General features: G+C 68.5%; 28 protein-coding genes. 9 read left to right on the plus strand and 19 right to left on the minus strand.

Going from position 1 to position 25,486, the window contains the following annotated elements:
- Positions 1-70 precede the first annotated feature (70 nt).
- The 7 genes from C457_RS07000 to mce form a co-directional block, all read right to left on the minus strand.
- Positions 71-1,405 carry a glutamate-5-semialdehyde dehydrogenase gene (locus C457_RS07000; protein WP_008093175.1) on the minus strand — a complete coding sequence of 445 codons (1,335 nt, stop codon included), beginning with the start codon at positions 1,403-1,405 and terminating at the stop codon, positions 71-73.
- A complete protein-coding gene (gene proB, locus C457_RS07005; RefSeq protein WP_008093178.1) occupies positions 1,398-2,273 on the minus strand; it encodes a glutamate 5-kinase in 876 nt (291 codons plus the stop codon). The genes C457_RS07000 and proB overlap by 8 nt, the downstream gene beginning before the upstream one ends.
- On the minus strand, positions 2,266-3,039 hold the full coding sequence (gene proC, locus C457_RS07010) for a pyrroline-5-carboxylate reductase (protein WP_081909203.1): 774 nt from the start codon (positions 3,037-3,039) through the stop codon (positions 2,266-2,268). The genes proB and proC overlap by 8 nt, the downstream gene beginning before the upstream one ends.
- 104 nt (positions 3,040-3,143) lie before the next feature.
- A complete protein-coding gene (locus C457_RS07015; RefSeq protein WP_008093181.1) occupies positions 3,144-4,295 on the minus strand; it encodes an acyl-CoA dehydrogenase family protein in 1,152 nt (383 codons plus the stop codon).
- Positions 4,296-4,388: 93 nt separating this feature from the next.
- Positions 4,389-6,050: a long-chain fatty acid--CoA ligase gene (locus C457_RS07020; protein WP_008093182.1), complete on the minus strand. Its 1,662-nt coding sequence runs from the start codon at positions 6,048-6,050 to the stop codon at positions 4,389-4,391.
- A gap of 88 nt (positions 6,051-6,138) precedes the next feature.
- Positions 6,139-8,079 (minus strand): o-succinylbenzoate--CoA ligase, encoded by a 1,941-nt coding sequence (menE, locus tag C457_RS07025; protein ID WP_049913424.1) that lies wholly within the window; start codon positions 8,077-8,079, stop codon positions 6,139-6,141.
- 3 nt (positions 8,080-8,082) lie between these two features.
- Entirely contained in the window at positions 8,083-8,466 is a 384-nt protein-coding gene (gene mce / locus C457_RS07030) for a methylmalonyl-CoA epimerase (RefSeq protein WP_008093184.1), read from the minus strand.
- A gap of 54 nt (positions 8,467-8,520) precedes the next feature.
- Here mce and C457_RS07035 point away from each other — a divergent pair, with 54 nt between their 5' ends.
- Both C457_RS07035 and C457_RS07040 read left to right on the plus strand, forming a co-directional pair.
- Positions 8,521-8,895: a YbjQ family protein gene (locus C457_RS07035; RefSeq protein WP_008093185.1), complete on the plus strand. Its 375-nt coding sequence runs from the start codon at positions 8,521-8,523 to the stop codon at positions 8,893-8,895.
- Between the two features lie 7 nt (positions 8,896-8,902).
- Positions 8,903-9,241 carry a hypothetical protein gene (locus C457_RS07040; RefSeq protein WP_008093186.1) on the plus strand — a complete coding sequence of 113 codons (339 nt, stop codon included), beginning with the start codon at positions 8,903-8,905 and terminating at the stop codon, positions 9,239-9,241.
- 181 nt (positions 9,242-9,422) lie between these two features.
- On the opposite strand, the gene C457_RS20870 is transcribed toward C457_RS07040, so the two are convergent.
- Both C457_RS20870 and C457_RS07050 read right to left on the minus strand, forming a co-directional pair.
- On the minus strand, positions 9,423-9,707 hold the full coding sequence (locus tag C457_RS20870; protein WP_233514186.1) for a hypothetical protein: 285 nt from the start codon (positions 9,705-9,707) through the stop codon (positions 9,423-9,425).
- Between the two features lie 343 nt (positions 9,708-10,050).
- Positions 10,051-11,727: an acyl-CoA mutase large subunit family protein gene (locus C457_RS07050; RefSeq protein WP_008093188.1), complete on the minus strand. Its 1,677-nt coding sequence runs from the start codon at positions 11,725-11,727 to the stop codon at positions 10,051-10,053.
- 211 nt (positions 11,728-11,938) lie between these two features.
- On the opposite strand from C457_RS07050, the gene C457_RS07055 reads away from it, so the two are divergent.
- From C457_RS07055 to C457_RS07065, 3 genes are all read left to right on the plus strand, one after another.
- On the plus strand, positions 11,939-12,607 hold the full coding sequence (locus C457_RS07055; protein ID WP_049913425.1) for an O-methyltransferase: 669 nt from the start codon (positions 11,939-11,941) through the stop codon (positions 12,605-12,607).
- Between the two features lie 82 nt (positions 12,608-12,689).
- Positions 12,690-13,070 (plus strand): nascent polypeptide-associated complex protein, encoded by a 381-nt coding sequence (locus tag C457_RS07060; protein ID WP_081909204.1) that lies wholly within the window; start codon positions 12,690-12,692, stop codon positions 13,068-13,070.
- Positions 13,067-13,792: a methyltransferase domain-containing protein gene (locus C457_RS07065; protein WP_008093192.1), complete on the plus strand. Its 726-nt coding sequence runs from the start codon at positions 13,067-13,069 to the stop codon at positions 13,790-13,792. Before C457_RS07060 ends, C457_RS07065 begins: the two co-directional genes overlap by 4 nt.
- A 51-nt stretch (positions 13,793-13,843) precedes the next feature.
- Here C457_RS07065 and C457_RS07070 read toward each other — a convergent pair whose 3' ends face one another.
- The 4 genes from C457_RS07070 to C457_RS07085 form a co-directional block, all read right to left on the minus strand.
- Positions 13,844-14,467, minus strand: a complete 624-nt coding sequence (locus C457_RS07070; RefSeq protein ID WP_008093194.1) for a DUF6517 family protein — start codon at positions 14,465-14,467, stop codon at positions 13,844-13,846.
- A gap of 40 nt (positions 14,468-14,507) precedes the next feature.
- Positions 14,508-14,828 carry a transcription factor S gene (locus C457_RS07075; RefSeq protein ID WP_049905217.1) on the minus strand — a complete coding sequence of 107 codons (321 nt, stop codon included), beginning with the start codon at positions 14,826-14,828 and terminating at the stop codon, positions 14,508-14,510.
- A gap of 93 nt (positions 14,829-14,921) precedes the next feature.
- Positions 14,922-15,179: a DUF5789 family protein gene (locus C457_RS07080; protein WP_008093196.1), complete on the minus strand. Its 258-nt coding sequence runs from the start codon at positions 15,177-15,179 to the stop codon at positions 14,922-14,924.
- 122 nt (positions 15,180-15,301) lie between these two features.
- On the minus strand, positions 15,302-16,075 hold the full coding sequence (locus C457_RS07085) for an enoyl-CoA hydratase/isomerase family protein (protein WP_004977135.1): 774 nt from the start codon (positions 16,073-16,075) through the stop codon (positions 15,302-15,304).
- A gap of 99 nt (positions 16,076-16,174) precedes the next feature.
- Here C457_RS07085 and C457_RS07090 point away from each other — a divergent pair, with 99 nt between their 5' ends.
- A complete protein-coding gene (locus C457_RS07090; protein WP_008093198.1) occupies positions 16,175-16,675 on the plus strand; it encodes a DUF5797 family protein in 501 nt (166 codons plus the stop codon).
- 19 nt (positions 16,676-16,694) lie between these two features.
- Here the strand turns inward: C457_RS07090 and C457_RS07095 are convergent, their stop codons facing one another.
- The 3 genes from C457_RS07095 to C457_RS07105 all read right to left on the minus strand — a co-directional run bounded on the left by C457_RS07095 (position 16,695) and on the right by C457_RS07105 (position 18,901).
- Complete coding sequence (locus tag C457_RS07095) at positions 16,695-17,294, minus strand: class I SAM-dependent methyltransferase (RefSeq protein ID WP_008093199.1); 600 nt, start codon at positions 17,292-17,294, stop codon at positions 16,695-16,697.
- A 25-nt stretch (positions 17,295-17,319) separates the two neighbouring features.
- Positions 17,320-18,300 (minus strand): DUF5787 family protein, encoded by a 981-nt coding sequence (locus tag C457_RS07100; protein WP_008093201.1) that lies wholly within the window; start codon positions 18,298-18,300, stop codon positions 17,320-17,322.
- A gap of 145 nt (positions 18,301-18,445) precedes the next feature.
- Positions 18,446-18,901: a bis(5'-nucleosyl)-tetraphosphatase gene (locus C457_RS07105; RefSeq protein ID WP_008093204.1), complete on the minus strand. Its 456-nt coding sequence runs from the start codon at positions 18,899-18,901 to the stop codon at positions 18,446-18,448.
- 159 nt (positions 18,902-19,060) lie between these two features.
- Between C457_RS07105 and C457_RS07110 the strand changes: the two genes are divergently transcribed.
- On the plus strand, positions 19,061-19,390 hold the full coding sequence (locus C457_RS07110) for an uS10/mL48 family ribosomal protein (protein WP_008093206.1): 330 nt from the start codon (positions 19,061-19,063) through the stop codon (positions 19,388-19,390).
- Between the two features lie 62 nt (positions 19,391-19,452).
- On the opposite strand, the gene C457_RS07115 is transcribed toward C457_RS07110, so the two are convergent.
- Together C457_RS07115 and C457_RS07120 are read right to left on the minus strand one after the other, a co-directional pair.
- Positions 19,453-19,716 carry a DUF7513 family protein gene (locus C457_RS07115; RefSeq protein WP_008093208.1) on the minus strand — a complete coding sequence of 88 codons (264 nt, stop codon included), beginning with the start codon at positions 19,714-19,716 and terminating at the stop codon, positions 19,453-19,455.
- Positions 19,713-21,263, minus strand: a complete 1,551-nt coding sequence (locus C457_RS07120; RefSeq protein ID WP_008093210.1) for a Na+/H+ antiporter NhaC family protein — start codon at positions 21,261-21,263, stop codon at positions 19,713-19,715. Before C457_RS07120 ends, C457_RS07115 begins: the two co-directional genes overlap by 4 nt.
- Positions 21,264-21,391: 128 nt before the next feature.
- Between C457_RS07120 and C457_RS07125 the strand changes: the two genes are divergently transcribed.
- Both C457_RS07125 and C457_RS07130 read left to right on the plus strand, forming a co-directional pair.
- Positions 21,392-22,675, plus strand: a complete 1,284-nt coding sequence (locus C457_RS07125; RefSeq protein ID WP_049905216.1) for an amidohydrolase — start codon at positions 21,392-21,394, stop codon at positions 22,673-22,675.
- A gap of 149 nt (positions 22,676-22,824) precedes the next feature.
- Positions 22,825-24,057, plus strand: a complete 1,233-nt coding sequence (locus C457_RS07130) for a sensor histidine kinase (protein WP_008093214.1) — start codon at positions 22,825-22,827, stop codon at positions 24,055-24,057.
- Here C457_RS07130 and C457_RS07135 read toward each other — a convergent pair.
- On the minus strand, positions 24,032-25,447 hold the full coding sequence (locus C457_RS07135; protein ID WP_004977119.1) for a geranylgeranyl reductase family protein: 1,416 nt from the start codon (positions 25,445-25,447) through the stop codon (positions 24,032-24,034). The two genes, C457_RS07130 and C457_RS07135, sit on opposite strands and share 26 nt — an antisense overlap.
- Positions 25,448-25,486: the final 39 nt, after the last annotated feature.

Consider the following 25,486-nt stretch of genomic DNA (forward strand, 5'->3'; position numbering starts at 1 on the left):
TCAGGGATATAGTTCTATGTGCCGCGAGAACTCGATGCGCGGAGTGACGACCGAAGGGCGTCCGCCGCGCTCAGTCTCGCCGACTTCGGTGGCCGGGGTTCCACTCGGCGTCGAGCGCCTCGTGGGTGAAGGGGACGGCGTCCTCGCCGGCGTAGGTGGCGACCAACTGGCCGTCGCCTTCGAGGTAGTACTTGTAGGTCGTCAGCCCTTCGAGGCCGACCGGGCCGCGGGCGTGAATCTTGCCCGTCGAGATGCCCACTTCGGCGCCGAGGCCGTAGCGGTAGCCGTCGGCGAACCGGGTCGAGGCGTTGTGGAAGACGCTGGCGGCGTCGACGCCGGTCATGAACGTCTCGGCGCGCTCGGCGTCGTCGGTGACGATGGACTCCGTGTGCTTCGAGCCGTGGGCGTTGATGTGGTCGACTGCGCCGTACAGGTCCGAGACGACCTTGATGGAGAGTTCGAGGTCGCCGTACTCGGTGTCCCAGTCGTCGTCGGTCGCGGGGTCGATATCGACGTACTCGCGGGTCGCCTCGTCGCCCCGGAGGACGACGCCCTCGTCGCGGTAGCGCGCGACGACCGCCGGCAGGAAGTCGGCGGCGACGGCCTCGTCGACCAGGAGCGTCTCGACGGCGTTGCAGACCGCGGGGTACTGCACCTTCGCGTCGAGGGCGATGTCTTCGGCCATGTCGAGGTCGGCCGACTCGTCGACGTAGACGTGGCAGATGCCCTCGGTGTGGCCGAGGACGGGAATCTGGGTGTTGTCCTGGATGTAGCTGACGAACTCCGAGGAGCCGCGAGGCATCACGAGGTCGACCATGTCGTCGAGTTCGAGCAGGCGGTCGACCTCCTCGTGGGCCTCGATGAGCGTCGCCCAACCGTCCGGGAGGTCCTCGGTGGCCGACAGAATCGTCTCGTACAGCACTCGGTTCGACTCGCTCGCCTCGCTGCCGCCCTTGAGGATGACGGCGTTGCCGGACTTCAGCGCCAGCGCGGCGATTTGGACGAGCGCGTCGGGCCGCGACTCGAAGATGGTCGCCACGACGCCGATGGGGACCGAGAGCTTGTACAGTTCGAGGGCCTCGTCCAGTTCGCGCGCTTCCAGCGTCTCGCCGAGGGGGTCGTCCTGCTCGGCGACGGACTCGACCATTCCGGCGATGTCGTCGAGTTTCGCCTCGTCGAGTTTGAGGCGGTCGACGAGCGCCTGCGTGTACTCGCCCGCTTCGAGCATCGCCTCGGCCTCCTTGACGTCCTCGCGGTTGGCCGCGAGAATCGCCTCGCTGTTGTCGCGGATGGCGTCCGCGATGGCTCCGAGCGCGGCGTCGCGGTCGGCCGCGTCGACGTTGGCGAGGCGCAGCGCCGCCGACTGTGCCTGTTCGACCTGCGCGGTCGTGTCTCGCTCAGTCATCGAGTTCACCATCGAGGGGGAGGAACATTGTTCCCACCGATTCGCGCTCGGCGATCTTCGCCAGCACGTCGGGCTCGGTCGACTGCGCGATGACGGCGGGGATGCCGTACTCGGCGGCGTCGCGCGCGCCGCGGACCTTCGTCTGGATGCCGCCGAAGCCGCCGGTCGAACTCGCGGTGACGATGTCCTCGACGTCGCTGTAGTTGTCGCCGACGACCTCGATGCGCTCGGCGTCGGGGTCCTCCTTCGGGTTCCCGGTGTAGACGCCGCCCACGTCGGTGAGCGTCACGAGCAGGTCGACGCCGATGCCGACCGCGATGTTCGACGAAATCATGTCGTTGTCGCCGATCTGGAGTTCCTCCGTGGCGACCGCGTCGTTCTCGTTGATGATGGGCACGACGCCCCACTCCAACAGCGTCTCGACCGTGTTCCGGAAGTTGGTGAACCGTTCGGGGTTCTCCAGGTCGTGCTGGGTGATGAGAATCTGGGCGACCTTCCGGTCGTAGCGCTCGAAGCTCTCGGTGTAGCGGTGCATCAAGAGGCTCTGGCCGACCGTCGACAGCGCCTGCGACGCTTCGAGGGTGTCGCGATCCGCCGTGGGATGGTCGAGGCGGCCGATGCCGGCACCGACCGCGCCCGAGGAGACGAGAAGCACCTCCTTGCCGCGCGAGAGGAGCGATTCGATGTCGTCGACGAGCTTGTCGAGCTTGTCGTCGTCGAGGTTGGAGTCCTCGTCGGTCAGCGAGTTGGTGCCGGCCTTGACGATGACGCGGTTCGCCTCGGCGGCGGCGTCGCGGGCGGCGGCGACCGCGTCGGGGTCGGGCTCAGCGACCTCGGAGGTCTCCGTCGTCTCGCTCACCTCACTCATCGGCGAACTCCTCCGCGAGTTCCTTCGACCGGCGCTCGGCGGCGACGACCGCCTCGGTGACGGCCTCGTCGGCGGCGCTGTCCCAGAGAACCTCCATCCCCTCGATGGTCGTCCCGTTCGGCGAGCAGACCGCGTCGATGAGTTCGTCGGCGCTGCGGTCGTCCTGCACGACGGTCTCGGCCGCGCCCTTGAACGTCTGGGCGGCGAGGATTTCGGCGTCTTCCTCGGAGAGCCCGCCCGCGACGCCGGCCTGCGTGACGGCCTCGATGAGATAGAAGACGAAGGCCGGGCCGCTGCCGTTGACCGCGGTGGCGATGTCCATCTGCGACTCCTCGACCTCGACGAACTCGCCCACGTCGGAGAGGAGTTCGCGGACCTCGTCGGTCAGGTCACCGGTCGCCGCCGCGGCCATGTCGCGGGTCTCGGCGGCGAGGTTCGGCATGATGCGGACGACGCGGGCGTCGGTGCGCGCCTCGACGAACGAGGTCGGGACGCCCGCGGCGATAGTGACGAGAGTCTGGTCGGGAGACAGGTCGAGTTCCGAGAGGACGGCCTCGACGATGTCGGGCTTGACCGCGACGAACACCACGTCGGCGTCGGCGGCGCGCGACACGTCGTCCGTCGTCGCTTCACAGTAGTCGGCGACCGCGGCGAGGGCGTCGGGGTCGAGGTCGCAGGCGACGACCGAGTGACCGCCCGCCTTCCAGAGCCCGGTGAGGAGGGCGCTCCCCATGTTTCCGCAGCCGATAACGCTCGTGCGTACCATTTGTGCTGAGTCAAGGTACGACGCTCAGATAGTAACTGCGTTCCGGTCAAGCGATGCCAAACCGGAAAACGAGTTGTCAGTTCCACCCCCGGCCCAGGGTCGCCTTACAGCGCGCCCTGCCGGTAGATGAGGTTGCGCTGAATCTCGTTCGCGCCCTCGTAGATGACCGGGATGCGAACGTCGCGGTAGACCCGCGAAATCTTGTACTCGTTGAGGACCGACCGACCGCCGTGGAGCTGCATGCCGCGTTCGGCCACGTCGACCGCCGTCTCGGTCGACTTCGTCTTGGCGGCGGCCGCCCAGAAGCCGGCGTCCTCGTTGTTTTCGACCTTCTCGGCGGCGCGCCAGTTGAGCGCGCGGGCCGCCTCGAACTCCATGCGCATGTCGGCGAGGATGTGCTGGACCGCCTGGAACTCCGAGACGTTGCGGCCGAACGCCCGCCGCTCGTGGACGAACTCCCACGCCTCCTCGATGGCGGCGGCGGCGAGGCCGAGGCTGTGGCCGCCGACGATGATGCGACCGTGGTTGAAGAAGTCCGCGAGCATGTAGAAGCCGCCGCCCTCGGTGCCGATGAGGTTCTCCTCGGGAACCTCGCAGTCGTCGAAGACGATGTGGCCCTGCTTGGACGCGCGCATGCCCATCTTCTCGGGGATGTGCTCGGCCTCGTAGCCGGGGGTGTCCGTCGGCACGATGAACATCGAGTAGTTCGAGTAGCGGTCGTCGGTGTCGGCGGTCTTGGCGTACACCGTCAGCCAGTCGGCCTCGACGGCGTTGCCGACCCAGTACTTCTCGCCGTTGAGGACGTAGCCGTCGTCGGTCTTCTCGGCGGTCGTCTCCATGCCGGCCATGTCGGAGCCGGTCTGCGGCTCGGAGACCGCGAGCCCCGAAATCTGCTCGTTTTCGGCGACCGGGCGGAGCCACTTCTCCTTCTGTTCTTCGCTGCCGTAGTCCTCCATAATCTCGCAGCCGAACGAGGCGAGTTGGAGCGTCAGCGCGATGCCGGCGTCGGCGCGGTAGAACTCCTCGGAGATAGCGAGAATCTGCTGGAGGTCGAAGCCCTTGCCTCCGTACTCCTCAGAGATGTCCTGCGCGACGAGTCCCGCGTCCATCCCCGCCTGGAGGACCTCGTGGGGGTACTCGCCGGACTCGTAGTATTCCTCCGCGACCGGTTCGATGTGCTCTTTGGCGAACTCGCGGGCCTCCTGCTTGAGTTCGCGGGCGTGTTCGGGCACGATGGAGTCGTCGAGAAGTTCCATGTCCCGACATAGGATTGTACAGTAAAAATAGTGTATGGAACCAGTCTAAACTTCAAACTAGTTCTTCGTTAGAACCCACGACCGACCCGGCGTTCACTCGTCCGACGGAGCCTCCGCGTCGGGCGTCTTGCCCTCGATGAGCGAGGAGTCGTCGTACCGGTCTCGGAGCACCTTCTTGTCGAACTTACCGGTCGCGGTCTTCGGGACCTCCTCGATGAACACGACCTCGTCGGGGGCCCACCACTTCGGGAACTCGTCTTCGACGAGCGCGACGAGTTCGGCCTTGAGCGCCGCTTCGTCCGCGCCCGCCTTCGGGACGATGAAGGCCACGGGGCGCTCCTGCCAGCGCTCGTGGGGCACGCCGATGACGGTCGCCTCCGCCACGTCGTCGTGGGCCATGATGCTGTTTTCCAGTTCGAGCGACGAAATCCACTCGCCGCCGGACTTGATGACGTCTTTCGCCCGGTCGACGATTTGGACGTAGCCGTCTTCGTCCACCGTGACCACGTCGCCCGTCTTCAGCCAGTTGCCCTCGTAGTCCTCCGCGTTCGCGTCGGGGCGCTCGAAGTACTCGGTCGTCACCCACGGGCCGCGCACCCAGAGTTCGCCGAAGTCCTCGCCGTTCCACGGGACCTCGTTCCCGTCGTCGTCGACGACGCGCATCTCCAGCCCCGGCGCGAGCAGCCCCTGCTTGGCGCGCTTTTCGTACTGTTCTTCCGCGGGAAGGTCCTCCATCCCCGGCTTGAGATGCGCGACGGTGCCGACCGGCGACATCTCCGTCATCCCCCACGCGTGGAGCACGTCCACGTCGTACTCCTCGTCGAACCGGCGGATGACCGACTTGGGCGCGGCGGACCCGCCGATGATGATGCGTTCGAGCGACGAGATGTCCGCGTCGTGCTCGTCGAGGTAGTCGAGCAGGCCGAGCCACACCGTGGGCACGCCCGCGGTCATCGTCACACCCTCCTCCTCGATGAGTTTCGCGAGGTCCTCGGGCGTCGGCGATGGGCCGGGATAGACGTGTTTCGCGCCCGCCGCGGTCGTCGAAAACGGCAGGCCCCACGCGTTGACGTGGAACATCGGCACGACCGGCATGATGACGTCCTCCGCGCCGATGTCGAGACCGGACTTGGGGAGCGTCGCCATCGTGTGCGCCCACAGCATCTGCTGGGAGTACTCGACGCCCTTCGGCTCCCCGGTCGTCCCCGACGTGTAGCACATCCCCGCCGGTTGGTCCTCCGGGAGGTCCGGCCAGTCGTACTCGTCGGGGTAGTCGGCGATGAACGACTCGTAGTCCGTCACCGGGGACAGTCCCACGTCCTCGGGGACGTCCGAGGCCATCACGACGAACTGCTCGACGGAGGCGAACGCGTCCTCATCGACCGCGCCCGCGAGTTTCGGCGCGAGCGACGGGTCCACGAAGATGATGCGGTCTGCCGCGTTCTCGACGATGTACTGGATGTGGTGGTCGGGGAGAAGCGGGTTGATGGTGTGCAACTGCGCGCCCATCGACGGCACGCCGAAGTACGTCTCGAAGTGTCGGTTGTGGTTCCAGCAGAAGGTCGCCACCCGGTCGCCGTCCCCGATGCCGGCGTCCGAAAGCGCCCCCGCGAGCCGTGCCACGCGTCCCTCGTACTCCGCGTACGTGTAGCGTTCCAGCCCTTCGGCGGTCCGAGAGACGATTTCGCGGTCCGGAAAGAGCTTGCCCGCGCGCCACAGGAACGGCCGAAGCGTCTGGTTGGTAGCACCTACCATACTGTCCTCTTGCGGTAAAACGTAATGATTGTTTGGACACAACCCGGCGAGACGCGGGCTGTGGATTTCGCTTCACTCGCGGGCGCGTTCACTCCTCGTCGCGGTCGGGAGCGGGTCCGTCGTCGCCGCCGCCGATGTCGCCCTCCCCGCTCTCGACGTCATCGCGTTCGTCTTCGTCGGCTATCGCCTCACCGTCGTCACCGTCCCGTTCCGCGTCCGCGTCTGCGACCGCCGGGTCGGCCTCGGCGTCGTCGATGGTGGCCCTATCGGCGTCGCTCGCGGGCGTCGCCTCGTCGACTTCGGCCTCGGATTCGTCGGCTTCGCGCCCGCTCTCGGTCGCGCGCGCTTCGTCGCTTTCCTCGGCCGCCGCGCGCTCCGGTTCGGCCTCCGCGACGGGCTTGGCCGCGACCAGTCGCTCGCGGACCGCCTCGCGGTCGATGGTCCCCGAGACGGTCCGCGGGAGTTCCTCCGCGGTCTCGACCAGTCGCGGACATTTGAACCCGGCGAGTCGCTCGCGGCAGAAGTCGTCGAGGTCCTCGTCGTCCGGAGGATTCTCCGGGTCGGCGGGGACGACGAGCGCGGCGACGCGCTCGCCCCACTCGGCGTCGGGGACGCCGAGCACGACGGCGTCGTCCACGTCGGGGTGGTCCCGCAGGACCGCCGCGACCTCGCCGGGGTCGACGTTCTCGCCGCCGGTGATGATGCGGTCGTCCTTCCGGTTCAGGACGTACAGGAGGCCGTCGTCGTCGCGGTAGCCGATGTCGCCGGTCCGGAGGCCCGCGTCGGTGAAGGCGTCGGCGGTCGCCTCCGGGTTCCGGTAATAGCCGGGCGAGACGGTCGGTCCAGAGACGACGAGTTCGCCCGGCGTCCCGGGTTCGACGGCGGTGCCGTCCTCGTCGACGACCCAGAGGTCGGTGAAAAAGAGCGGTCGCCCGACGGTCCCCACGTCGGCGAACGCCTCGTCCGGGGTCGCGGTGGCGACCTGCGAGGCCGTCTCGGTCATGCCGTAGGTCGGGTAGACCGGCACCGAGTAGTTCCGACAGCGCTCGACGAGGTCGTCGGGGGCGGGCGCGCCGCCGAGGAGCACCACGCGGAGCGAATCGGAGAGCGTGCCCCTGCTGTCGAGCATCCGCTTGAGCATCGTCGGTACGAGCGAGACCCCCGTCGCGTCGTACTTGCCGATGTCGTCGGCCGCGCCGCCGGCGTCGAAGCCCTCGCGGAGGACGACGGTCGTCCCGTACAGCGGGCCGCGGAGAATCGGGCCGATGCCGCCCATGTGGTGCAGCGAGAGCGTGACGAGCCACCGGTCGTCGGGCGAGACGCCGAGTCGGAACGCCCCGGCGACGGCGTTGGCGAGCAGATTGCCCATCGTGAGTTTCACGGCCTTCGGCGTCCCGGTCGTCCCCGAAGTAAAAAGCAGGAGCATCGTCTCCGAGAGCGACCAGCCCGCGGGTTCGACCCGTTTCGGCGCGATAGACGAGAGGTTGATGACGCCTTCCCAGCGCGGGTCGTCCACGGAGACGACAGGCACGTCGGTCGTGGCCTCGACCGCCGTCGACTCGGTGGACTCGCCGCAGACGAGCGTCGTCACGTCTGCGAGTTCGACGTTGCGGCCGACCTCGTCGGGGGTGAGTCGGTCGCTGAGGGGGACGAGCACCGCCCCGAGCCGCGTCGCGGCGTGGATGAGTCGGACGTAGTCCACGCCGGGGTCGAGAACGACGCCGAGGTGGTCGCCGGCCTCAACGCCGAGCGCGGCGAGTTGGCCGGCCGTCTCGTCCACGAGCGCGTCGAGTTCGCGGAAGGTCCACGAGTCGCCGGTCGCGGCGTGGATGAGCGCCTCTCGGTCGGGCGTCGCGGCGACCCGGTGGGAGAGCCAGTCGCGCATCGGTCCGGCGAACCCGCCTCCCTCGCCGCCGGGTGCGGAACCGTCAGCGGCGGAGCCCTCATCGCCACCGTCTGAACTGCCGGTGGCGGTTGCGTCGTCGTCGGTTGAGTCCACAGGCGCGTCGTCGGGGTAATCTCCCGTCATCGCTCAGTGCGAGACGAACTCGACGAGGACGCCGCCCGTGGACTTGGGATGGAGGAAGGCAACCTCGTGGCCCCACGCGCCGGGGCGCGGTTCCTCGTCGATTCGGTCGACGCCGGCGGCCTCGGCGGTCCGGAGCGCGGCCTCGATGTCGTCGGTCTCGATGGCGACGTGGTGGATGCCGCCGCCGCGCTTGTCGAGGAACTTCGAGATGGCACCCCCCTCGTGGGGTTCGAGCAGTTCGAAGTAGCCGTTTTCGAGTTCGAGGAAGACGACCGACATGCCGTCGAACGTCTCCTCGTGGGCCACGGGCGCGTCGAACAGCTCCGCGAACAGCGCGGCCAGTCCGGCGGCGTCGGGCGTGGCGATTCCGACGTGGTCGAAGTGCATGTCACCAGTTCGTCGGGCGCAACGGATAAACCCAGACGGTTCGATACTCATGTCATGATAGTAACCACAACTGAGTCGGTCGTCGGCCGCGACATCGAGGTGACGCTGGGTGCCGTCCGCGGGAACACGATTCGCGCTCGGAACGTCGGCCGCGACATCACGCAGGGGCTCCGAAACATCGTCGGCGGCGAACTCAAGTCCTACACCGGGCTGATGGCCGAGGCGCGCGACGAGGCGACAGACCGGATGGTGGCCGAGGCGGAGGCGATGGGTGCCGACGCCGTCGTCGGCGTCCGCTACGTGACCGCCGAGGTAACGCAGGGCGCGGCCGAGATTCTGGCCTACGGGACCGCTGTCAAACTCGTCGGTGACGCCGACGCCGACGACGACGCGGAATCGGCGTCCGCGTCGAACGCCGACGTGGCGTGAGCCGACGGTGACGCCGACGTCTCGGCGCGCCGTCCGCGACCCGCGGCGGCTCGCACGCGGGTTCGCTCGACTCGCCACAGACCTGACCACAGTCGCCGTCTTCGCCGTGCTCGCGGCCGCGTGGGCGGTCGGTTTCTTCGGCGTGTTGCCGAAGGAGATTTGGGTCGTCGACTTCCCCGCGCTGGTTGCCGCCTTCTTCTTCGACACGCTCGCCGCCAACGAGTTCGGCGTCCGCGAGACGGCGACGTTCTATCCGGCGCTCGCCGTCTTCGGCTACCTCGAAGCGATGGTCGTCGTGGCGGTCGGCCGGGTGCTCCGAACCCGACTCGTCGGGGTCGGTGAGTGACGCGAAAGCGGGACACGCGTCGAGAGCGGGGACGAAAATGAGCGCGGAAGCGCGCGTCAAGAGCGGGACGCGGGAGTCGTGACGGCCGTGGAGGGTGTGGTGGTCGTGAGAGGCGTGGCGTGTGCGAGGTGTGAGGGACGCGAGCGGGGGCGGTGTGGAACTCACGGCGTTCGGTCGGTCCTCAGTCGCGGGCGGTCCGGGCGACCGTGACCTCGACGGGGACGCCGGGCACGTCGACCGTCAGCATCGAGCGGTCGGCCCGGGTGACGACGGCGCGGGCGACGGCGACGATGGCCGCGACGGTGACGGCGACCGCGAGCGACGCCACGGGGTAGGTGACGACCGCGACGACCGCGGCCATCGAGGCGAGCAGGACGGCCTGCGTCGCCAGCGAGGGCGCGGGGCGGTGATGCGAGGGGCGATAATCGGAGACGGTACGACTGTCTCGGGAGCGTCTTCGTGACATTCGTCTGGTGAGGTGGACAATCGGATGCGATACCGGGGGCTCTCGGGTCGAAGAGCCCCGCAACGCGACGGCCGCCGCTCGAACGTCGAGCGACTGGTGGCGCGAACCTCGCGCCGACAGACGGCGGCCGGGCGTGTGACGGGTTTAGAATGCGATAAGCGGCATCATAAGCCTCGATTGTCTCCACTCGGGGGGTGATAATAAAACTCGTTAGCCGGGTGAATGTATAATTCGAGTGACTAGTTGGCACGGGCCGAGACGGACTGGGCGGTCGGACTGGAGGGGAGCAGCACGTGGCCGCCGGGTCGGGGTCGGTGGTCGCGCCCCGAGTCTCGGAGGTGACTCAGGCCATACCGGGTTCGTACTCGCCGAACTCCTCGCGGAGGACGCCGCATATCTCGCCGACCGTCGCGTAGGCCTTGACCGCCGTGACGATGAGCGGGAGGAGGTTCTCGTCGCCGTTCGCGGCGGCGCGGATGTCCTCCAGGGCGGCCTCGACGGCCGCCTCGTCGCGGTCGTCCTTCCGGGATTCGAGCGACTCGACCTGCTTGCTCTCATCTTCCTCGGCGACCTCCTGGACCTCGACGGTCGGCTCTTCGTCCACCTGATACTCGTTGACGCCGACGATGACGCGCTCGCCCTCCTCAATCTCGCGTTGGCGCTCGTAGGCCACGTCCTGAATCTCCCGCTGGACCCACTGGTTCTTCACGGCGTCGAGCATGCCGCCGCGGTCGTCGACCTCGTCGAGCAGGTCGAACGCCTCGTCTTCGATGTCGTCGGTCAGCGCCTCGACGTAGTAGCTCCCCGCCAGCGGGTCGATGGTGTCCGCCGCGCCCGACTCGTGGGCGAGAATCTGCTGGGTCCGAAGCGCCGTGCGGACCGACTTCTCGGTCGGCAGCGACAGCGCCTCGTCCTTCCCGTTGGTGTGTAGCGACTGCGTGCCGCCGAGGACGGCCGCCAGCGCCTGATAGGCGACTCGGACGACGTTGTTCTCGACCTGCTGGGCGGTGAGCGTCGACCCGCCGGTCTGGGTGTGGAACTTCAACTGCATCGACTTCGGGTTCTCCGCGCCGAAGCGCTCTTCCATAATTTTCGCCCACATCCGCCGGGCGGCGCGGAACTTCGACACCTCTTCGAGGATGTTGTTGTGGGCGTTGAAGAAGAAGGACAACTGGGGGGCGAACTCGTCCACGTCGAGGCCGGCGTCGACCGCGGCCTGCACGTACTGGATGCCGTTGCCGAGGGTGAACGCGACCTCTTGGGCGGCGGTCGAGCCGGCCTCGCGGATGTGGTAACCGGAGATGGAGATGGTGTTGAACTTCGGCGTCTCCTCCGCGCAGAACTCGAATATGTCCGTGATGAGCCGCATCGACGGCTCCGGCGGGAAGATGTAGAGGTTCCGCGCGATGTACTCCTTCATGATGTCGTTCTGGATGGTGCCGCGGAGCTCCTCGCGGGGGACGCCCTGCTTGTCGCCGAGCGCGACGTACATCGCCAGCAACACGGCCGCCGGGGCGTTGATGGTCATCGACGTGGAGACCTCGCCGAGGTCGATGCCGTCGAACACCGTCTCCATGTCGTGGAGGCTGTCGATGGCGACGCCCGACTTCCCGACCTCGCCGGCGGCCATCATCGCGTCGGAGTCGTAGCCCATCTGCGTCGGCAGGTCGAACGCGAGCGACAGCCCCGACGAGCCGTTGTCGATGAGGTAGCGGAACCGCTCGTTCGTCTCGGCGGCCGTCCCGAAGCCGGCGTACTGCCGCATCGTCCAGAGCCGCCCGCGGTGCATCGTCGGGTAGACCCCGCGCGTGTAGGGCTTTTCGCCCGGGAAGCCCACGTCCTCGTCGTAGTCCACGTCGGCGTCGTCGGGCGTGTAGAGCCGCTCGACGACGTTGCCGCCCGTGTCCGTCGTGAACTCCTCTTTCCGCTCCCCGAAGCGGTCGAGCGTCGGCCCCAGCGTCTCCTCTTCCCACTCGGCTTTCGCCTCCCGAATCTCTTCGAGCTCGTCGGGATCAAACATGGTCGAAGATGTGGTTTGTCCCTACTTAAGCGTACGCGGGTCGGCGAATCGCGGTGCCGCCACCGACTGCGGGTGCGACGAGGACGGGCGCGAGACCGCGAGACCGACGGCGGCGGACGCGGTGAAGGCGGAGCGCAAACGCGCCCGCGACAGAACCCACGAATCCGGCCGCTGCGACCGATTTTATGTCGCTCGCGCGCCCTGCTTCGCCATGGACATCCTGACCGACGAGACGCGGCGGTTCCTCGCGGCGACCGCGCCCGAACACGACGCGGTGCAGGCCGAGATGGCCACGTACGCCGACGAGCATGGCTTTCCGATTATCGGCCCCGAAGCGGGCGGCGTGCTCCGCGTCCTCGCGCACCTCGCGGACGCGAAGCGGCTGTTCGAGTTCGGGTCCGGCTTCGGCTACTCCGCGACGTGGTTCGCCGAGGGGATGGCGGACGACGCCGAACTCTACCTGACGGAACACGACGCCCACGAACTCGACATGGCGCGGGACTTTCTCGACCGCGCCGGCCTCGCCGACCGGACGACCTTCCTCGAAGGCGACGCGCTCGACCTGTTCGAGGGCGTCGACGGCGAGTTCGACCTCGTGCTCTTGGACCACCAGAAACACCGCTACGCCGAGGCGTTCGACCTCGTCGCCGACCGCGTCACGGAAGGCGGCGTCGTCGTCGCCGACAACGTGATGCGCGGCCCCGTCGATTTCGGCGCGCTCACCGACTGGAGCGAAGGGAAGGCTGAGGCGCTGGACGGGGCCGACGCCGACACCCGCGGCATCGCGGCGTTCCTCGACGCGGTGCGGGCCGACCCGCGGTACGAGACCATCGTTCTCCCGGTCGGCAGTGGTCTCGCGGTCAGCACGCGGGTCGAGTGAGCGCGCGACCGTCGGCCCGGGCTCGGCCCGCCGCGCACCGACGTTCGCCACGCTTTTGAGCGCCCACCCCGACCCTTCGGGTATGTTTGGAGGCGGCGGGATGAACCCGCGAAAGATGAAGCAGATGATGAAGCAGATGGGCATCGACGTGACGGAGCTCGATGCCGAGGAAGTCGTCATCAAGACGGCCGACGAGGAACTCGTCTTCTCTGACGCGCAGGTCACGCGCATGGACGCGCAGGGCCAGGAGACCTACCAAATCGTCGGCGAGCCCGAGACGCGCGAACTCGGTGCCGGTGACGACGGCGACGGCGACGACGAGGCCGCGGAGGCCGCCGACGCCATCCCGGCAGACGACGTGGCCATCGTGGCCCAGCGCGCCGGCGTCCCCGAAGACGAGGCCCGCGAAGCGCTGGAGGCCGAAGACGGCGACCTCGCCGCGGCCATCTCGCGACTGGAGTGATACTCCTCGTCCACGGCGACCGGGAGTACCTCCGGGCGCCCGGCGACGAGCTGCACACCGACCTCGGGATGCTCACCGTCCCCGAGGACGTCGACGCCGGCCAGACGCTCGAGACCCACATCGGCGAGGAGTTCCTCGTCCGCGAGCCGCGCGGCCCGGACCTCTTCAACCACTTCGAGCGCACCGGCGCGCCGATGATGCCGCGCGACATCGGCCTCATCGTCGGCCACACCGGCGTCGCGGCCGGCGAACGCGTCCTCGACGCGGGCACCGGCACGGGCGTCCTCTCGGCGTACCTCGGTCGCCTCGGCGTCGACGTGACGACGTTCGAACGCGACGCCGAGTTCGCCGACGTCGCCCGCGAGAACATGCAACTCGCCGGCGTGGAAGAACGCGTCGACGTTCGCACCGGCGACATCACCGACGAGGTCGACGACCTCTCGGAGTCGGCGTTCGACGTGCTCACCCTCGACACCGAGAACGCGCCCGAGGTCGTCCGCCACGCGCCGGACCTCCTCGTGACGGGCGGCTACGTCGCCGTCTACTCCCCGTTCGTAGAGGGCACGCGCGCGGCCGTCGAAGCCGCCAGAGAGGCGGGCCTGTCGGACGTGGAGACGTTCGAGACGATTCAGCGGCACATGGACTTCAACGACCGCGGGTCGCGCCCCTCGACCGCCGGCGTCGGCCACACCGGCTACCTCGTCTTCGCCCGCAACGAGTGAACGACGCCGACGCCGCCGGGCCAGCCCCGCTTTCGGCCCGCCGGCGTCGCCTCACCCGACGCCGCGAATCACGCGAAACAGCTCTTCTCTGAACCGCTCCGGTTCGATTACCTCGCGGAGCGCCGCCGCCGTCTCCGCCTCGCCGCCGCGAACCTCGCGGGGGTACGCGCCGCCGGTCAGGAGGAACTCGCCGTCGACTGGCGTCACCGCGAGGTAGGCGTCGGCCGCGAGTTCGACCCCCGCGAGTTCGACGGTCGCGGCGTACCGAACCACGTCGGCCTCGGCTTCGGTCCCGCCGTCGCCGGCGGAATCAGTCTCGTCGCCGCCGCCGCCGACTCGCACCCGAAGCGTCCGCGACTCGACGCGCCGAACGTCCGAGAAGCCGCGCGCTTCGAGGCGCGATTCGAAACCGGCGCTCGCGCGCTTGCCGACCAGTTTCGTCAGCGCCTTCGACGGGGGCGTGTGCGGCCGAATTTCGAGGCGGCTGGCGAACAGGAAGCGCCACGGGCCGTCGGCGGTCGCCGGGACGCGCTCGCGGATGGCGGCGTCCTCGTAGACGACGGTCCGGGCGACGACGCTGACGGGGCCGAGTTCGAACGGCCGGTCGGTCGCGTCGTCGACGCGGACCCACCCCTCGAGCGGCGGGAGCGTCGGCGGGGCGAGCGCGTCGGGCATACCCCGCGTTACGGACGGAGGGCTGAAAAAGGCGAGTCGCTCAGTGGTCGTCTTCGCGCCACTTGTGGTCGCACTCGACGCAGGTGAAGAAACGCGTCTCGGACTCGTCGGCCGAGCGAATCTGCTTCATCTCGTAGCGCGCCACGTCGTGGCCGCACTTCGGGCAGATGGTCTTCGTCGTCGGACCGATGTCGGCGTTGTCCACGTCGGACATGTCGACGACCTCGCTGGACTCTTGGCCTTCGGTCGTGACCATCGACTTCTCCTTTTCGCTGTCGCGCGCTTTCTCGTGGCCGTTCGGACAGACCCAGACGCCGTCTTGCGGCGTCATCAGGGACCCGCAGTCGTCGCAAAACTCCATGATAGTACGTCCTACCGCTTGAGGGACTTAAGCGTCAGGATTGCGCCCCGCTCGCGGGGTGAGCACTGAAAAAGCCGATGTCGAACGGGCGGCTCAGGCGTCGCCGTCGGACTGCCCCGGTTCGCCGAGCGCCTCGATGGGCATCGCGTTGTTCAGTTCGTAGTACAGGTCCTTCGCGTCGGCGAACTCGGCCGTGAGGCAGTTCGCGACCAACTCGCCGAGGTCGGCGTTCCCGTCGGCCATGAGCACCGTCACACCGTCGAGGGAGGCCGCGGCGTCCCGGCGCGAGACCGGGTACGAGAGGTCTTCGAGAAGGGATTCGACGCGGCCGAGCGTGATGGAATCTTGCACGATTATTCATTATACATGCAGCGCCTTAGCAGTTGTAGGAGCCGTGCTAGCACGGCTCTCTCGGAGGACTGAGGGAGGTAATCAACCGAGTGCGCCGTCGAAAAGGTGTCTCCCGCCCGTTCCTATTCGAAGTCGGGGTCGCGCTTGTCGAGGAAGGCGTCCATCCCCTCGCGCTGGTCGTGGGTGCCGAACAGGCCGCTCCAGACGCGGGCCTCGAAGTCGAGCGCGGCGTCCCGCGGGGCGTCGTGGGACATGTTGATGGCGGCTTTCGCGCCCGCGAGGGCGTGTCGCGGCTTCGACGCGAGGTCCGCGGCGAGGTCCTCGACGTGCGAGTCGAGTTGGTCGTGGGCCACGACCTCACCGACGATGCCGTACTCGTGGGCGTCGCTGGCGTCGATGCGCTCGCCGAAGAAGATGAGTCGGCGGGCGACTTCGTCGCCGACGAGCGCCGGCAGGCGGACGCTCCCGCCCCACCCGGGCATGATGCCGAGGTCGATTTCGGTCTGGCCGAGCAGCGCGCGCTCGGAGGCGACTCGGAGGTCACACGCCAGCGCGAACTCCATGCCGCCACCGAAGGCGTAGCCGTTGATGGCCGCGATAGTCGGGGCGGGGAACTCCTCCAAGCGCGTCGCGATGCGGTGGCCCTGCTCGGCGTACGCCTGCGCGGCGGGCGACCCGATGTCCTTCATGTAGCCGATGTCCGCGCCCGCGATGAACGCCTTCTCGCCCGCGCCGGTGAGGACGACCACCCGCGCGCCGCCGTCTTCGGCCTCGTCGAGCGCGTCTTCGAGCGCGTCGAGCGTGTCCGCGTTGAGCGCGTTCATCTGCTCGGGGCGGTCGATGGTGATGGTCGCCACGTCGCCGTCCCAGTCGAGTCGGAGGGTGTCCCAGCTCATAGTCGAGCCGACGCAAGGGACAGGGATAATAATTAACGTTCCGCGGTCGCGCTGAAGAATCCAGAACAACGTTATACCCCCTCCGTCGAATCCACCGATATGACGCTCTCCGACGAGGCGAAAGAACGCCTCGCCGACATCGTCCGGCTCCAGCCGACGAAGAACAAGGAGTTACAGAACCGCTGGGACCTCGAAAGCGGGAGCGAAGTCCACCGCTACCTCGAGTCCGAGCTCAAAGACTACTACTACCGCGACGACAACAGCCTCATCCGCGCGACGGCCGAGGCCGCCGAACTCGTCGGCGTCGAACCCGGCGTCGAGGGCGACGACGAGGCCGAGTCCGTACCGAGCGTCATCCGGGTTCCCTCGCTCGAAGCCCGCGTCTTCGAGGTCGTCGCCGGCCCCGACGAGCGCTCCGAGAGCGTCGTCAGCGTCCTCAACAAGCTCCGAGACGAGTTCGACATCGACCCCGACGTGGACGACGTGCGCCGGGCGCTCCAGAGCCTCCGCCGCAAGGGCGTCATCGAGGTCGTCTACCGGACCGTCCCCACGTTTCGCCTCGCCGTCGCCCGCGACGATGTCGACGTGGAAGTCGTCTAATCGCCCGTTTCAGCGGTCGCTACGCTCGCCGCTCGAACACCAGCGCGTAGTGGTACGGCGGGATGTCGATTTCCGCCGTCACCGCGAGGCCGACCGCGTCTTCGACTATCGCCGCGGTCTCCTCGGGGGCGAGGCGCAGGTCCGTCGGCGGACCGCGGGGCTCACCGCCCACGGTCGTCTCCGACCGGGGGAGCGGTCGCCAGTTGACGACGACGAACCGGCCGCCGTCCGCGAGGACCGAGCCGACTTCGGTCAGGAACTCGTCGCGGTCGTCGACCCCGTGGAACGCGTTCGCGAAGAGCGCCACGTCGACGGGGTCGGACACGTGCGCCGATAGCTCGCGAGCGTCGCCGCGAACCGTCGCCACGTTGTCGATGCGCTGCTGGTCGGCGAGCTGTTCGAGTTCCGCGAGCAGTCCGTCGTCGAGGTCGACCGCGTAGACGGGAGCCGGGGCGACGATTCGCGCCGCTGGGAGCGCGAAGTAGCCGTTTCCGCAGCCGATTTCGACGACGGTGTCGCCGGTCGACAGCCCGAGTTCCCGAAGCGTCTCGCCCGGCGTCGGCCAGAGCTTTCCCCACCAGTCCCAGTCCGGCAGGCTCGTGTTCTGGAATCGCTCCATACCGCCCGGTCAGAGGGGCACGAATTTAGGCGTTCTCACTACCGCGTTCGGCACGGTCTCTGGCGCGCTCGCGCCGCGCGTCCAGAATCCGGCGCACGCCCTTGCCGGGGCCGCCCTCGATAGGCCAGCCCTTCATCCGCCACGCCGGGGGCTCCGGCTCGAACGACGGACAGGAGTGGGCGCACTCGCGCTGGCTCTGATAACAGCCTTTCGCGGCGCACCGAGGGACGAGCGCCCGGCCGCGACGGTCGAGTTCGAAGTGCCGGCAGTCGGGCCGCATCGTGTCCACGTAGTTCCGCCAGCCGCGGTCGTAGGCCCGCTCGGCGAGGACGAGTCGCCGCCGGGCGTCTTCCGGGTCGGGCGAGAGCGAACTCGGGTGCCACAGCACCTCCGCCGAGTCGTCGTCGACGCCGAGGATGCCGACTTCGACCGGCAGGTCCTCCAACAGTGCGGGTTCGACCCGCCGGCCCGTCACCTCGGTGGCGACCCAGACCTCGTCGGCGAGCGCCCGCGACACGTCGTGTTCGAGTTGGTCCGCGAGCGCGCGGGCGGCGCTGGCGTCGAGGTCCGGCTTGTTCTCGATGGCGACGACGCGCTCGACCCAGTCGGGGTACGGGGCGGTCCGCCGGTACTCGACGCGGTTCCGCGAACCGCGGCGCTTCTCGACCAGTCCGAGCCCCGCGGCGCGGTGGACCGCCGGCACGACGTGTCGCCACGGGAAGTCGGGTTCGGGGACGGCGTCTCGGTACCACGCCCACTCGGCGGGCGCGTGGCGGACGACGCGCAACAGGTCCGAGTCGAAGCCGTCGGTCGAGAGGGCGCGCCGGGCGGCGAACGCCTCGGGGTCGACCTCCACGACGACGGTGTCCCAGCGGCGCTCTCGGGTGCCGAGCTGTCGGGCGACGAACGCGGGGCGCGAACCGTCGGGGTGCCACGCGCGCTCGGCCCAGCGGCAGACCCGCAGCTCGAAGGCGAACTCGGGGTCGCGGTCGGCGGCGTCGCTCACGACCGGGAGTCGGAGCGGGGAGCCGAAGGCGTTTCGGTGGAGTCTCGGCGCGCGGCCCGACGCCGCGAATGTCGTCGCACGCGTCGAATCGCGGCGCTGCCGCTCGCTCTCGTCGCGTCTCGGGCGTCGGCCGGTCCGGCCGACGCTACTTCAGGTACTTGTGCTCGCCCTCGTTCCTCTCGGCGAGTTCGTCGAGGAACTCGTGTGCGCGCTCGAATATCTCGCGGGGGCCGTCCTGCGTGATGGTGTTGATGGCCTGCTCGTAGTCGCGCCACTGGAGGTCGCGGTGCTCCGTCGAGAGCTCCGCGGACGCCTCGAACGAGCGCGCGATGAAGAGGTGGACCGTCTTGTGAATCGTCGTACCGTTCGCCTCGAAGACGTAGCTGTAGTCCTCGCGGAAGCCGTCGATGAGACGGAAATCTGCGATTCCCGCCTCCTCTTTGACCTCCCTGATTGCCGTTTGCTGAAGCTCCTCGTCCCCTTCGACCCCGCCCTTCGGGAACTCCCAGTCCCCGGGACGGCTCTTCAGGAGTAAGTACTCCCTCCGGCCGCGGGTGTCGCGGAAGAGAATGGCTCCAGCGCTAACCGCTTCGACTGCCATTACCCGAAATAAACGTGCCACCCTTTAAGAGGGTATCGGAGGCTGTAGCGTGTTCGCACGGTCGTTCGTTCGGGATTCGGGTGGCGGAAGCCCGGGGTCCCCGGTTCGTGTAGATGCGCTTTTACCGTCGGAGCGTGCAACAAGGAGTAGTACCCAGCTATGGCCTTCGTCACAAAACTCACCTTTCAAAGCGGTGATAAGGCGGTCCTCGACCGAGTGGTCGACGACCTCAAGCAGTTCGTCGAGCGGAAGGGCGCGGAGTGCCGCGGCCCCCACTCCGACCAGCCGAAGCAGGTGAGCGTCCCGCAGTATCGGACGCTCCAGCCCGGCGACCAGTTCTCGTCGTGGACCTACCCTGTGTACACCCGTCGGCTCGAAATCCACGGCGCGGACCAGATCGCCCGCGAAGTCGGCCTCAAGGAGTTCCCCGACAGCGTCCACCTCGAAATCGAAGTCGAACAGAAGAAACCGCTCGGTCACCGTCGCTGACGGCGGCCACGGAGCGCGAAAGAAGACGCGGGTCTGCGCTTTTTGTCTGCTTTTTCGACCGCTCAGGCGTCCGGCCCGAGGACTTCGACCACTTCGCCGGTACCGACGTGGTTGGTGGCGTCGAACGACGTGACCTCCAGCCGAATCTTGTCCTCGACGGCCGCGCCTCGGCCGTCTTCGACCCGGATGATCGAGTCGCCGATGCGGACGGTGAGACCGTCGCCGTTGCGCTCGCTGACGTAGGCCGTGATGACCTCGCCGGGTTCGAACGTCGGCGTCGCGGTACGGAACGTCCAGCCGGCCAAGAGCTTATCGAGGCGGCTCATACGCGGCTCACCTCCTCGCTCGTGCGGTCGGAGACGTACTCGCGGCCGTAGCCGGTCCACGCGGCGAACAGGAACACCGCCACGAGGAACCAGCCGTGGAACACGTAGGGGAAGACCGACGCGGGGTTCACGAGCATCTCCGCCGTGAACCACGGCGTCGCCTCGCCGCCGACGAGGCCCTGCATGGCCCCGTAGCCCGCGAGTAGGCCGCCGCCCCACGGGAAGATGTACCCCAGCGCCGAGGTGTTGGCGTCGAGGATGTTGGCGCGGCGGTAGCCGTTGATGTTGAAGCGCTTGCCGAGCGTGGCGACGTAGGGCGCGATGGCGATTTCGGCCGCCGTGTTGATGGTGACCGTCGCGTTGACGAGCGCCGTCCCGACGACCATCGTGGTCTCCGCGCGGCGGACCGTCGTGGCGACGCGGTCGATGACGAGTTCCTGAATCGCGTCGAAGCCGCCGCCGGCGCGCATGACTTCCGCGCCCGCGACGAGCAGCAGCGTCAGGACGATGAGCGGGAAGAAGCCGGCCGCGCCGGAGTAGACGCTCCCGCCGACGCCGACCTGCCCCGCGGGGACGGTCTCGACGACGGCCCCGAGGAGCGGGAGCGCCTCGACCGCCTGCGTGAGTCCGTTCTGCGGCGCGCTGAACAGGAGCATGCTTCCGACCGAAACGTCCACCAAGTTCGCCGCGCCGAGCGCGACGTTGAACGCCGCCGCGAGGAGCAGTCCCCACGAGACGGCCTCGATGATGTGTCGGCCGCGGACGGCGAGCGCGATGACCACGGCGATGTCGAGCAGGTGGACGAGTCCCCACGGCGACACGGACGCGGAGACTTCGCCGGCCACGTCGACGTACGGCATGCCGCCCCAGACGCCGGGGATTCCGAAGCCGGCGACGAGGTACGCCGCGATTGCGAGCGTCGCCGCGACGACGGCGTACTTCACCCGCGAGGCGACGACGCCACCGATATCGGCGTCCTGCGTGACCGCGGAGACGATGGTGGTGTCACTGACGGGCGCGAGGTTGTCCCCGAACACCGCGCCGGAGAGAATCGCGCCGAACAGCAACACGGGGTTCGCACCGAGGAGGAGCCCCGCCGGGAAGACGAGACTCGTGAAGGCGATTGCGGTGCCGTAGCCGGTGCCGATACCGGTCGCCAACAGCGCCGCGAGCAGGAACGTCACGGCCGGGAACAGCCCCGGGCCGACGTTCAGGACCGTGGCCGCCCAGACGAGGCCGTCGACGAAGCCGCCGACCTGGATGGTCTCGGCGAACATGCCCGCCCAGAGCCACGCGACGACCGCCGTCGCGGCGACCCGGCGGGTCATGCCGGCGAAGACGACGTCCGCGTAGTCCTTCCAATCTCCCCGGACGAACAGTAGTCCCACGATGAGTCCTGTCAGCATCCCCGCGACGAGGCCGGTCGTATCGCCGATACCGAGGATACCACTCTGGAAAATCGCCCACGCGATGAACAGGGCGATGGGCAGGGCGCTCACGAGGCGCCCGCCACGGAAACTGAGCTCGATGTCCGGTTCTTCTGGCATCGTTTGTCAGAGATTGACTGGGATATATAATAGGCACGAATTTCCTCCAACTATTTCTTCCAAACTTGAGTTTCTCGGCCACGAACCGTCGGGAGCGTTTATCATCGCCGGGAGAAAAGAGTCCGGACATGAGCCACCGAGCGACGATGGACGACCTCGTCTCGCTTCGCCGCGACCTGCACCGCCACCCCGAACCCGCGTGGCGCGAGTTCTACACCACCGCCCGCCTCGTCGACGAACTGGAGACGCGCGACCTCGACGCGCTCTACGTCGGCCCGGAGATACTCGACGCCGACGAGCGCATGGCCGTCCCCGACGACGCCGAACTCGACGCGTGGTTCGAGCGGGCCCGCGAGGCCGGCGCGCGCGAGGACGTTCTCGACCGCCTCGTCGGCGGCTACACCGGCGCGGTCGCGGTCGTCGAACGCGGCGAGGGCCCGACCGTCGGGCTCCGCGTCGACATCGACGCGCTCCCAATCACCGAGTCCGAGGACGGCGACCACCTCCCGGCCGCCGAGGGCTTCCGCTCCGAGAACGAGGGCTTCATGCACGCCTGCGGCCACGACGCCCACGCGACAATCGGTATCGGCGTCCTCGACGCCGTCGTCGAGTCCGACTTCGAGGGGACGTTCAAGGTGTTCTTCCAGCCGAGCGAAGAACAAGTCGCCGGCGGGAAGGCCGTCGCCGAGGGCGGCCACCTCGACGACGTTGACTACCTGCTCGCGCTTCACGTCGGTCTCGACCACCCGACCGGCGAGGTCGTCTGCGGCGTCGGCGGTTTCCTCGCGGTGTCGCACTTCCGCGCCGAGTTCACCGGCGCGCCGGCCCACGCGGGCGCGAAGCCCGAGGAGGGAAAGAACGCGAACCTCGCGGCCGCGGCGGCCACGCAGAACCTCTACGGCATCTCCCGGCACTCCGACGGACCGACCCGCGTCAACGTCGGCCTGATGGGCGGCGGCACGGCCACGAACATCGTCGCCGAGGAGGCGTTCATCGAAGGCGAGGTGCGCGGCGCGACGACGGAGCTCATGGAGTACATGGAAGACCGCGCCCACACCGTCATCGAGTCGGCGGCCGCGATGCACGACTGCGAGGTCGAAATCGGGGTCGAGGGGAAGGCCCCGAGCGCCCGGAGCGACGACGCGCTCGCGGCCATCGTCGGCGGCGTGAGCGAGGGGGTCGAGGGCGTCACCTCGATTCTCGAAAGCGACGACCTCGGCGGCAGCGAGGACGCGACCTACCTCATGCAGTACGTCCAGGACCGCGGCGGCCTCGCGGCCTACGTCGGCGTCGGCACCGACCACCCCGGCGGCCACCACACCCGAACGTTCGACGTGGACGAGGAAACCATCCGCATCGCCGTGGACGTGCTCGCCGGCAGCGTCGAACGAATCGCCGCTGGCCGGCCCTGAGTCGAGCGAAGAAACGCTGAGTCGCGCCGAGAGCGCCGCTTGAGCGATTTACGGCCACCTCGGCTCGTCGGAGCTGACTCGCGCTCGACCGGATCGCCCGCGACGAACCGCCAGCGGTTATTTGTCCCCCCCGTGCATAGCCGCCAGCGATGGGGCTCCTCGGAGGTGAATCGACCGAAGACGCAGACCTGCGTCCGGGTCTCGCAGTCGTCGGCATCGCCGTCGGCGTCGCGGTCGTCCAAGTCGCCGTCTTCCCCGACAGCCCCGAGGTTCACTGGCTCCGGTTCGCCGTGGAACTCCTCTTGGTTCCGATTCCGCTCGCCGGCGCGTTCGTCGTCGGGAGCGTCCGCGATGTGCAGACGATTTGGCGGCCGTTGTACGTCGGGACCGCGCTGGTCGCCGTCTACGCCGTCAGCGACGCGGTCGACGAGGTCGTCGTCCAGCCCGAGGCGTTCACGCTCGTCTTCGAGGACGGAGCGCTTCTCGTCGGGTCCGCCGCGCTCGCGGTCGGCGCGGTCCGGTGGTCGACCCACCGCGACGCCCGCGAGACGGACCTCCGCCGCCGCAACGACCGGCTCGACCAGTTCGCGTCGGTCATCACGCACGACCTCAGAAACCCGCTGAACGTCGCCCAGATGCGGCTCGAACTCGCCCGCGACGGCCACGGGACGGAGCACCTCTCGACGGTCGCCGACGCCCACGACCGGATGGAGGCGCTCATCCAAGACGTGTTACAGCTCGCCCGAGCCGGCGAGTCGGTCGGCGAGGTCGAGCGCGTCAGCCTCGCCACCGTGGCCGCGGACGCGGTGACGAACACCAGTCTCGGCGCGTCGGGCCTGACCGTCGAGGCCGACGCGGAACTCCTCGCCGACAGGGGACGGCTCACCGCCGTCTTCGAGAACCTGTTTCGGAACTCGGTGGAACACGGTTCCACAGGCAACCGGACTGTGTCCGGTGACGCTGTAGAACGCAGTTCGACAGGCAACCAGACCGCGTCTGACTCCGTCGAGCGCGGCGCGGCAGGTGGTCCACCGTCACCCGACGAGGCACCGAATCCGGGGGTCAGACGACCGGTTCCGGACGCCACCGACGGGGGAACGCCCGGCGTCAACGTCCGGGTCGGCCCGCTGGACGACGGCTTCTTCGTCGAGGACGACGGCCCCGGTATCCCACCGGAAGAACGGGAGCGCATCTTCGAGTCGGGCTACAGCACCGATTCGCGGGGGACCGGCCTGGGCCTCGCTATCGTCTCCGGCGTCGCCGACGCGCACGGCTGGGAGGTGACGGCGACGGACGGCGAAAACGGCGGTGCCCGGTTCGAGTTCCGAAACGTCTCGTTCGCGGCGGGGTCCGAGGTCAGTACTTCGGGTCCGCGCCCGTGAGTTCGTAGATGTCGTCCATGATGCGGTCCCGCTCGACCTTCCAGCCCTCGAGGGCGCTCGGTCGGGTCGGGTAGCGGCCGTAGTGGGCCAGCAGTTCGTCGGCGAGGCGCTTGATTTTGAAGAACTCGTAAATCTGGCTCCAGTGACCGTAGCTCGACGCCGCGGTCTGCGCGAGGAGGACGGGGCCGAACGAGGTCGTTCCGGAGTAGAGCGCCTCGGCGAGTTTCTCGCCGGGGATGGAGGCGATGAGGCCCATCAGGTCGTCGACGTCGACGGCGGTCGAGAGGATGTTGTACACGTCGAGGCTGGCGTAGCGGCCGCCGAAGTGGTCCATGACGCGCTGGTTGTAGCGCCAGAGCATCTCCTCGCTCACGTCGCCCGCGTCGAGCGCGATGGCGGCCTGCTCGCCGGCGTACTTGCCGGCGTAGGCCGCGCCGGCGATGCCGCCGCCGGTCGTCGGGTTGACGTGGGCCGCGGCGTCGCCGACGGCCATGTACCCCGGCGCGGTCGCCGAGTCGTAGGGTCGGCGGGTCGGGAGCGCGGCACCGAGCTTGTCGATGACCTCCGCGCCCTCGAACTCGGGGCGCTCCCGGAGGTCCTTCTTCAGGTCGTCGACGAGCTTCATCGGCTCCTCCGTCATCTGGAAGCCGAGGCCGGCGTTGATTTCGGTCTCGGTCCGCGGGAAGTACCAGACGTAGCCCGCGGCGACCTCGGCCGGCTTGAACACGAGCGCGTCGGACCACTCGACGGGTTCGGGAACCTCGACGACCTCGCGGTACGCCGACGAGAAGTGCTGGTAGGAGACGTTCGTGTCGAAGGTGGCGTCGGAGAAGTCCACCTTGTCCTGGAGGAGCGACAGCGAGCCCGCGCCGTCGATGACGATGTCGGCGTCGTACTCGACGACCTCGCCGTCGTGTTTGCCGACGATGCCGGTGACGGTGCCGTCGTCGTCCTGTTTCACGTCCTGGACGACCGTGTCGTAGTGGAGTTCGACACCGGCCTCGTCCGCGCCCTCGATGATGAGGCGGCCGTACTCCCAGCGGTCGATGACGGCGAGTTCGCCGGGGACCGGGATGTCGAGGACGGTGTCCTCCTGCGGAATCTCGAAGCGGCCGTGGTCGACCTCGGTGTTGGTGAACGCGGGCTCGATTTTCGACTTCGGAATCGCCTCGGGGAAGGCGTCCGCGCCCTTCAGGGCGTCCCCGCAGGCGATGTGTCCCGCTTCCTCCGCGGACTTTCGCTCGACGATGGTCACGTCGTAGCCCGCGTTCGCGATGGTGGCGGCGGCGTAACAGCCGGAGGTTCCCGCGCCGACGACCACCACGTCCACGGACTGGGTCCGTGGGCTCGCCGAGGACTCCTCGGCGGTGTCGTTCTCGTCTGTGGACATGGTATCACCTCCATATCGCGGGCTGAAAACTCTTTACTC

Source organism: Haloferax prahovense DSM 18310, from assembly GCF_000336815.1.
GTDB lineage: Archaea > Halobacteriota > Halobacteria > Halobacteriales > Haloferacaceae > Haloferax > Haloferax prahovense.

What these genes read in the sequence shown, in the direction of transcription:
- C457_RS07015 (WP_008093181.1), bottom strand. Translation starts at nt 4,295, where the DNA reads ATGGAACTTCTCGACGACTCCATCGTGCCCGAACACGCCCGCGAACTC.
- C457_RS07035 (WP_008093185.1), top strand. Translation starts at nt 8,521, where the DNA reads ATGATAGTAACCACAACTGAGTCGGTCGTCGGCCGCGACATCGAGGTG.
- menE (WP_049913424.1), bottom strand. Translation starts at nt 8,079, where the DNA reads ATGACGGGAGATTACCCCGACGACGCGCCTGTGGACTCAACCGACGAC.
- C457_RS07110 (WP_008093206.1), top strand. Translation starts at nt 19,061, where the DNA reads ATGGCCTTCGTCACAAAACTCACCTTTCAAAGCGGTGATAAGGCGGTC.
- proC (WP_081909203.1), bottom strand. Translation starts at nt 3,039, where the DNA reads ATGGTACGCACGAGCGTTATCGGCTGCGGAAACATGGGGAGCGCCCTC.
- C457_RS07000 (WP_008093175.1), bottom strand. Translation starts at nt 1,405, where the DNA reads ATGACTGAGCGAGACACGACCGCGCAGGTCGAACAGGCACAGTCGGCG.
- C457_RS07135 (WP_004977119.1), bottom strand. Translation starts at nt 25,447, where the DNA reads ATGTCCACAGACGAGAACGACACCGCCGAGGAGTCCTCGGCGAGCCCA.
- C457_RS07085 (WP_004977135.1), bottom strand. Translation starts at nt 16,075, where the DNA reads ATGAGCTGGGACACCCTCCGACTCGACTGGGACGGCGACGTGGCGACC.
- C457_RS07050 (WP_008093188.1), bottom strand. Translation starts at nt 11,727, where the DNA reads ATGTTTGATCCCGACGAGCTCGAAGAGATTCGGGAGGCGAAAGCCGAG.
- C457_RS07020 (WP_008093182.1), bottom strand. Translation starts at nt 6,050, where the DNA reads ATGGTAGGTGCTACCAACCAGACGCTTCGGCCGTTCCTGTGGCGCGCG.
- C457_RS07105 (WP_008093204.1), bottom strand. Translation starts at nt 18,901, where the DNA reads ATGGCAGTCGAAGCGGTTAGCGCTGGAGCCATTCTCTTCCGCGACACC.
- C457_RS07115 (WP_008093208.1), bottom strand. Translation starts at nt 19,716, where the DNA reads ATGAGCCGCCTCGATAAGCTCTTGGCCGGCTGGACGTTCCGTACCGCG.
- C457_RS07120 (WP_008093210.1), bottom strand. Translation starts at nt 21,263, where the DNA reads ATGCCAGAAGAACCGGACATCGAGCTCAGTTTCCGTGGCGGGCGCCTC.
- C457_RS07090 (WP_008093198.1), top strand. Translation starts at nt 16,175, where the DNA reads ATGACGCTCTCCGACGAGGCGAAAGAACGCCTCGCCGACATCGTCCGG.
- proB (WP_008093178.1), bottom strand. Translation starts at nt 2,273, where the DNA reads ATGAGTGAGGTGAGCGAGACGACGGAGACCTCCGAGGTCGCTGAGCCC.
- C457_RS07095 (WP_008093199.1), bottom strand. Translation starts at nt 17,294, where the DNA reads ATGGAGCGATTCCAGAACACGAGCCTGCCGGACTGGGACTGGTGGGGA.
- C457_RS07060 (WP_081909204.1), top strand. Translation starts at nt 12,690, where the DNA reads ATGTTTGGAGGCGGCGGGATGAACCCGCGAAAGATGAAGCAGATGATG.
- C457_RS20870 (WP_233514186.1), bottom strand. Translation starts at nt 9,707, where the DNA reads ATGTCACGAAGACGCTCCCGAGACAGTCGTACCGTCTCCGATTATCGC.
- C457_RS07070 (WP_008093194.1), bottom strand. Translation starts at nt 14,467, where the DNA reads ATGCCCGACGCGCTCGCCCCGCCGACGCTCCCGCCGCTCGAGGGGTGG.
- C457_RS07125 (WP_049905216.1), top strand. Translation starts at nt 21,392, where the DNA reads ATGAGCCACCGAGCGACGATGGACGACCTCGTCTCGCTTCGCCGCGAC.
- mce (WP_008093184.1), bottom strand. Translation starts at nt 8,466, where the DNA reads ATGCACTTCGACCACGTCGGAATCGCCACGCCCGACGCCGCCGGACTG.
- C457_RS07075 (WP_049905217.1), bottom strand. Translation starts at nt 14,828, where the DNA reads ATGGAGTTTTGCGACGACTGCGGGTCCCTGATGACGCCGCAAGACGGC.
- C457_RS07055 (WP_049913425.1), top strand. Translation starts at nt 11,939, where the DNA reads ATGGACATCCTGACCGACGAGACGCGGCGGTTCCTCGCGGCGACCGCG.
- C457_RS07130 (WP_008093214.1), top strand. Translation starts at nt 22,825, where the DNA reads ATGGGGCTCCTCGGAGGTGAATCGACCGAAGACGCAGACCTGCGTCCG.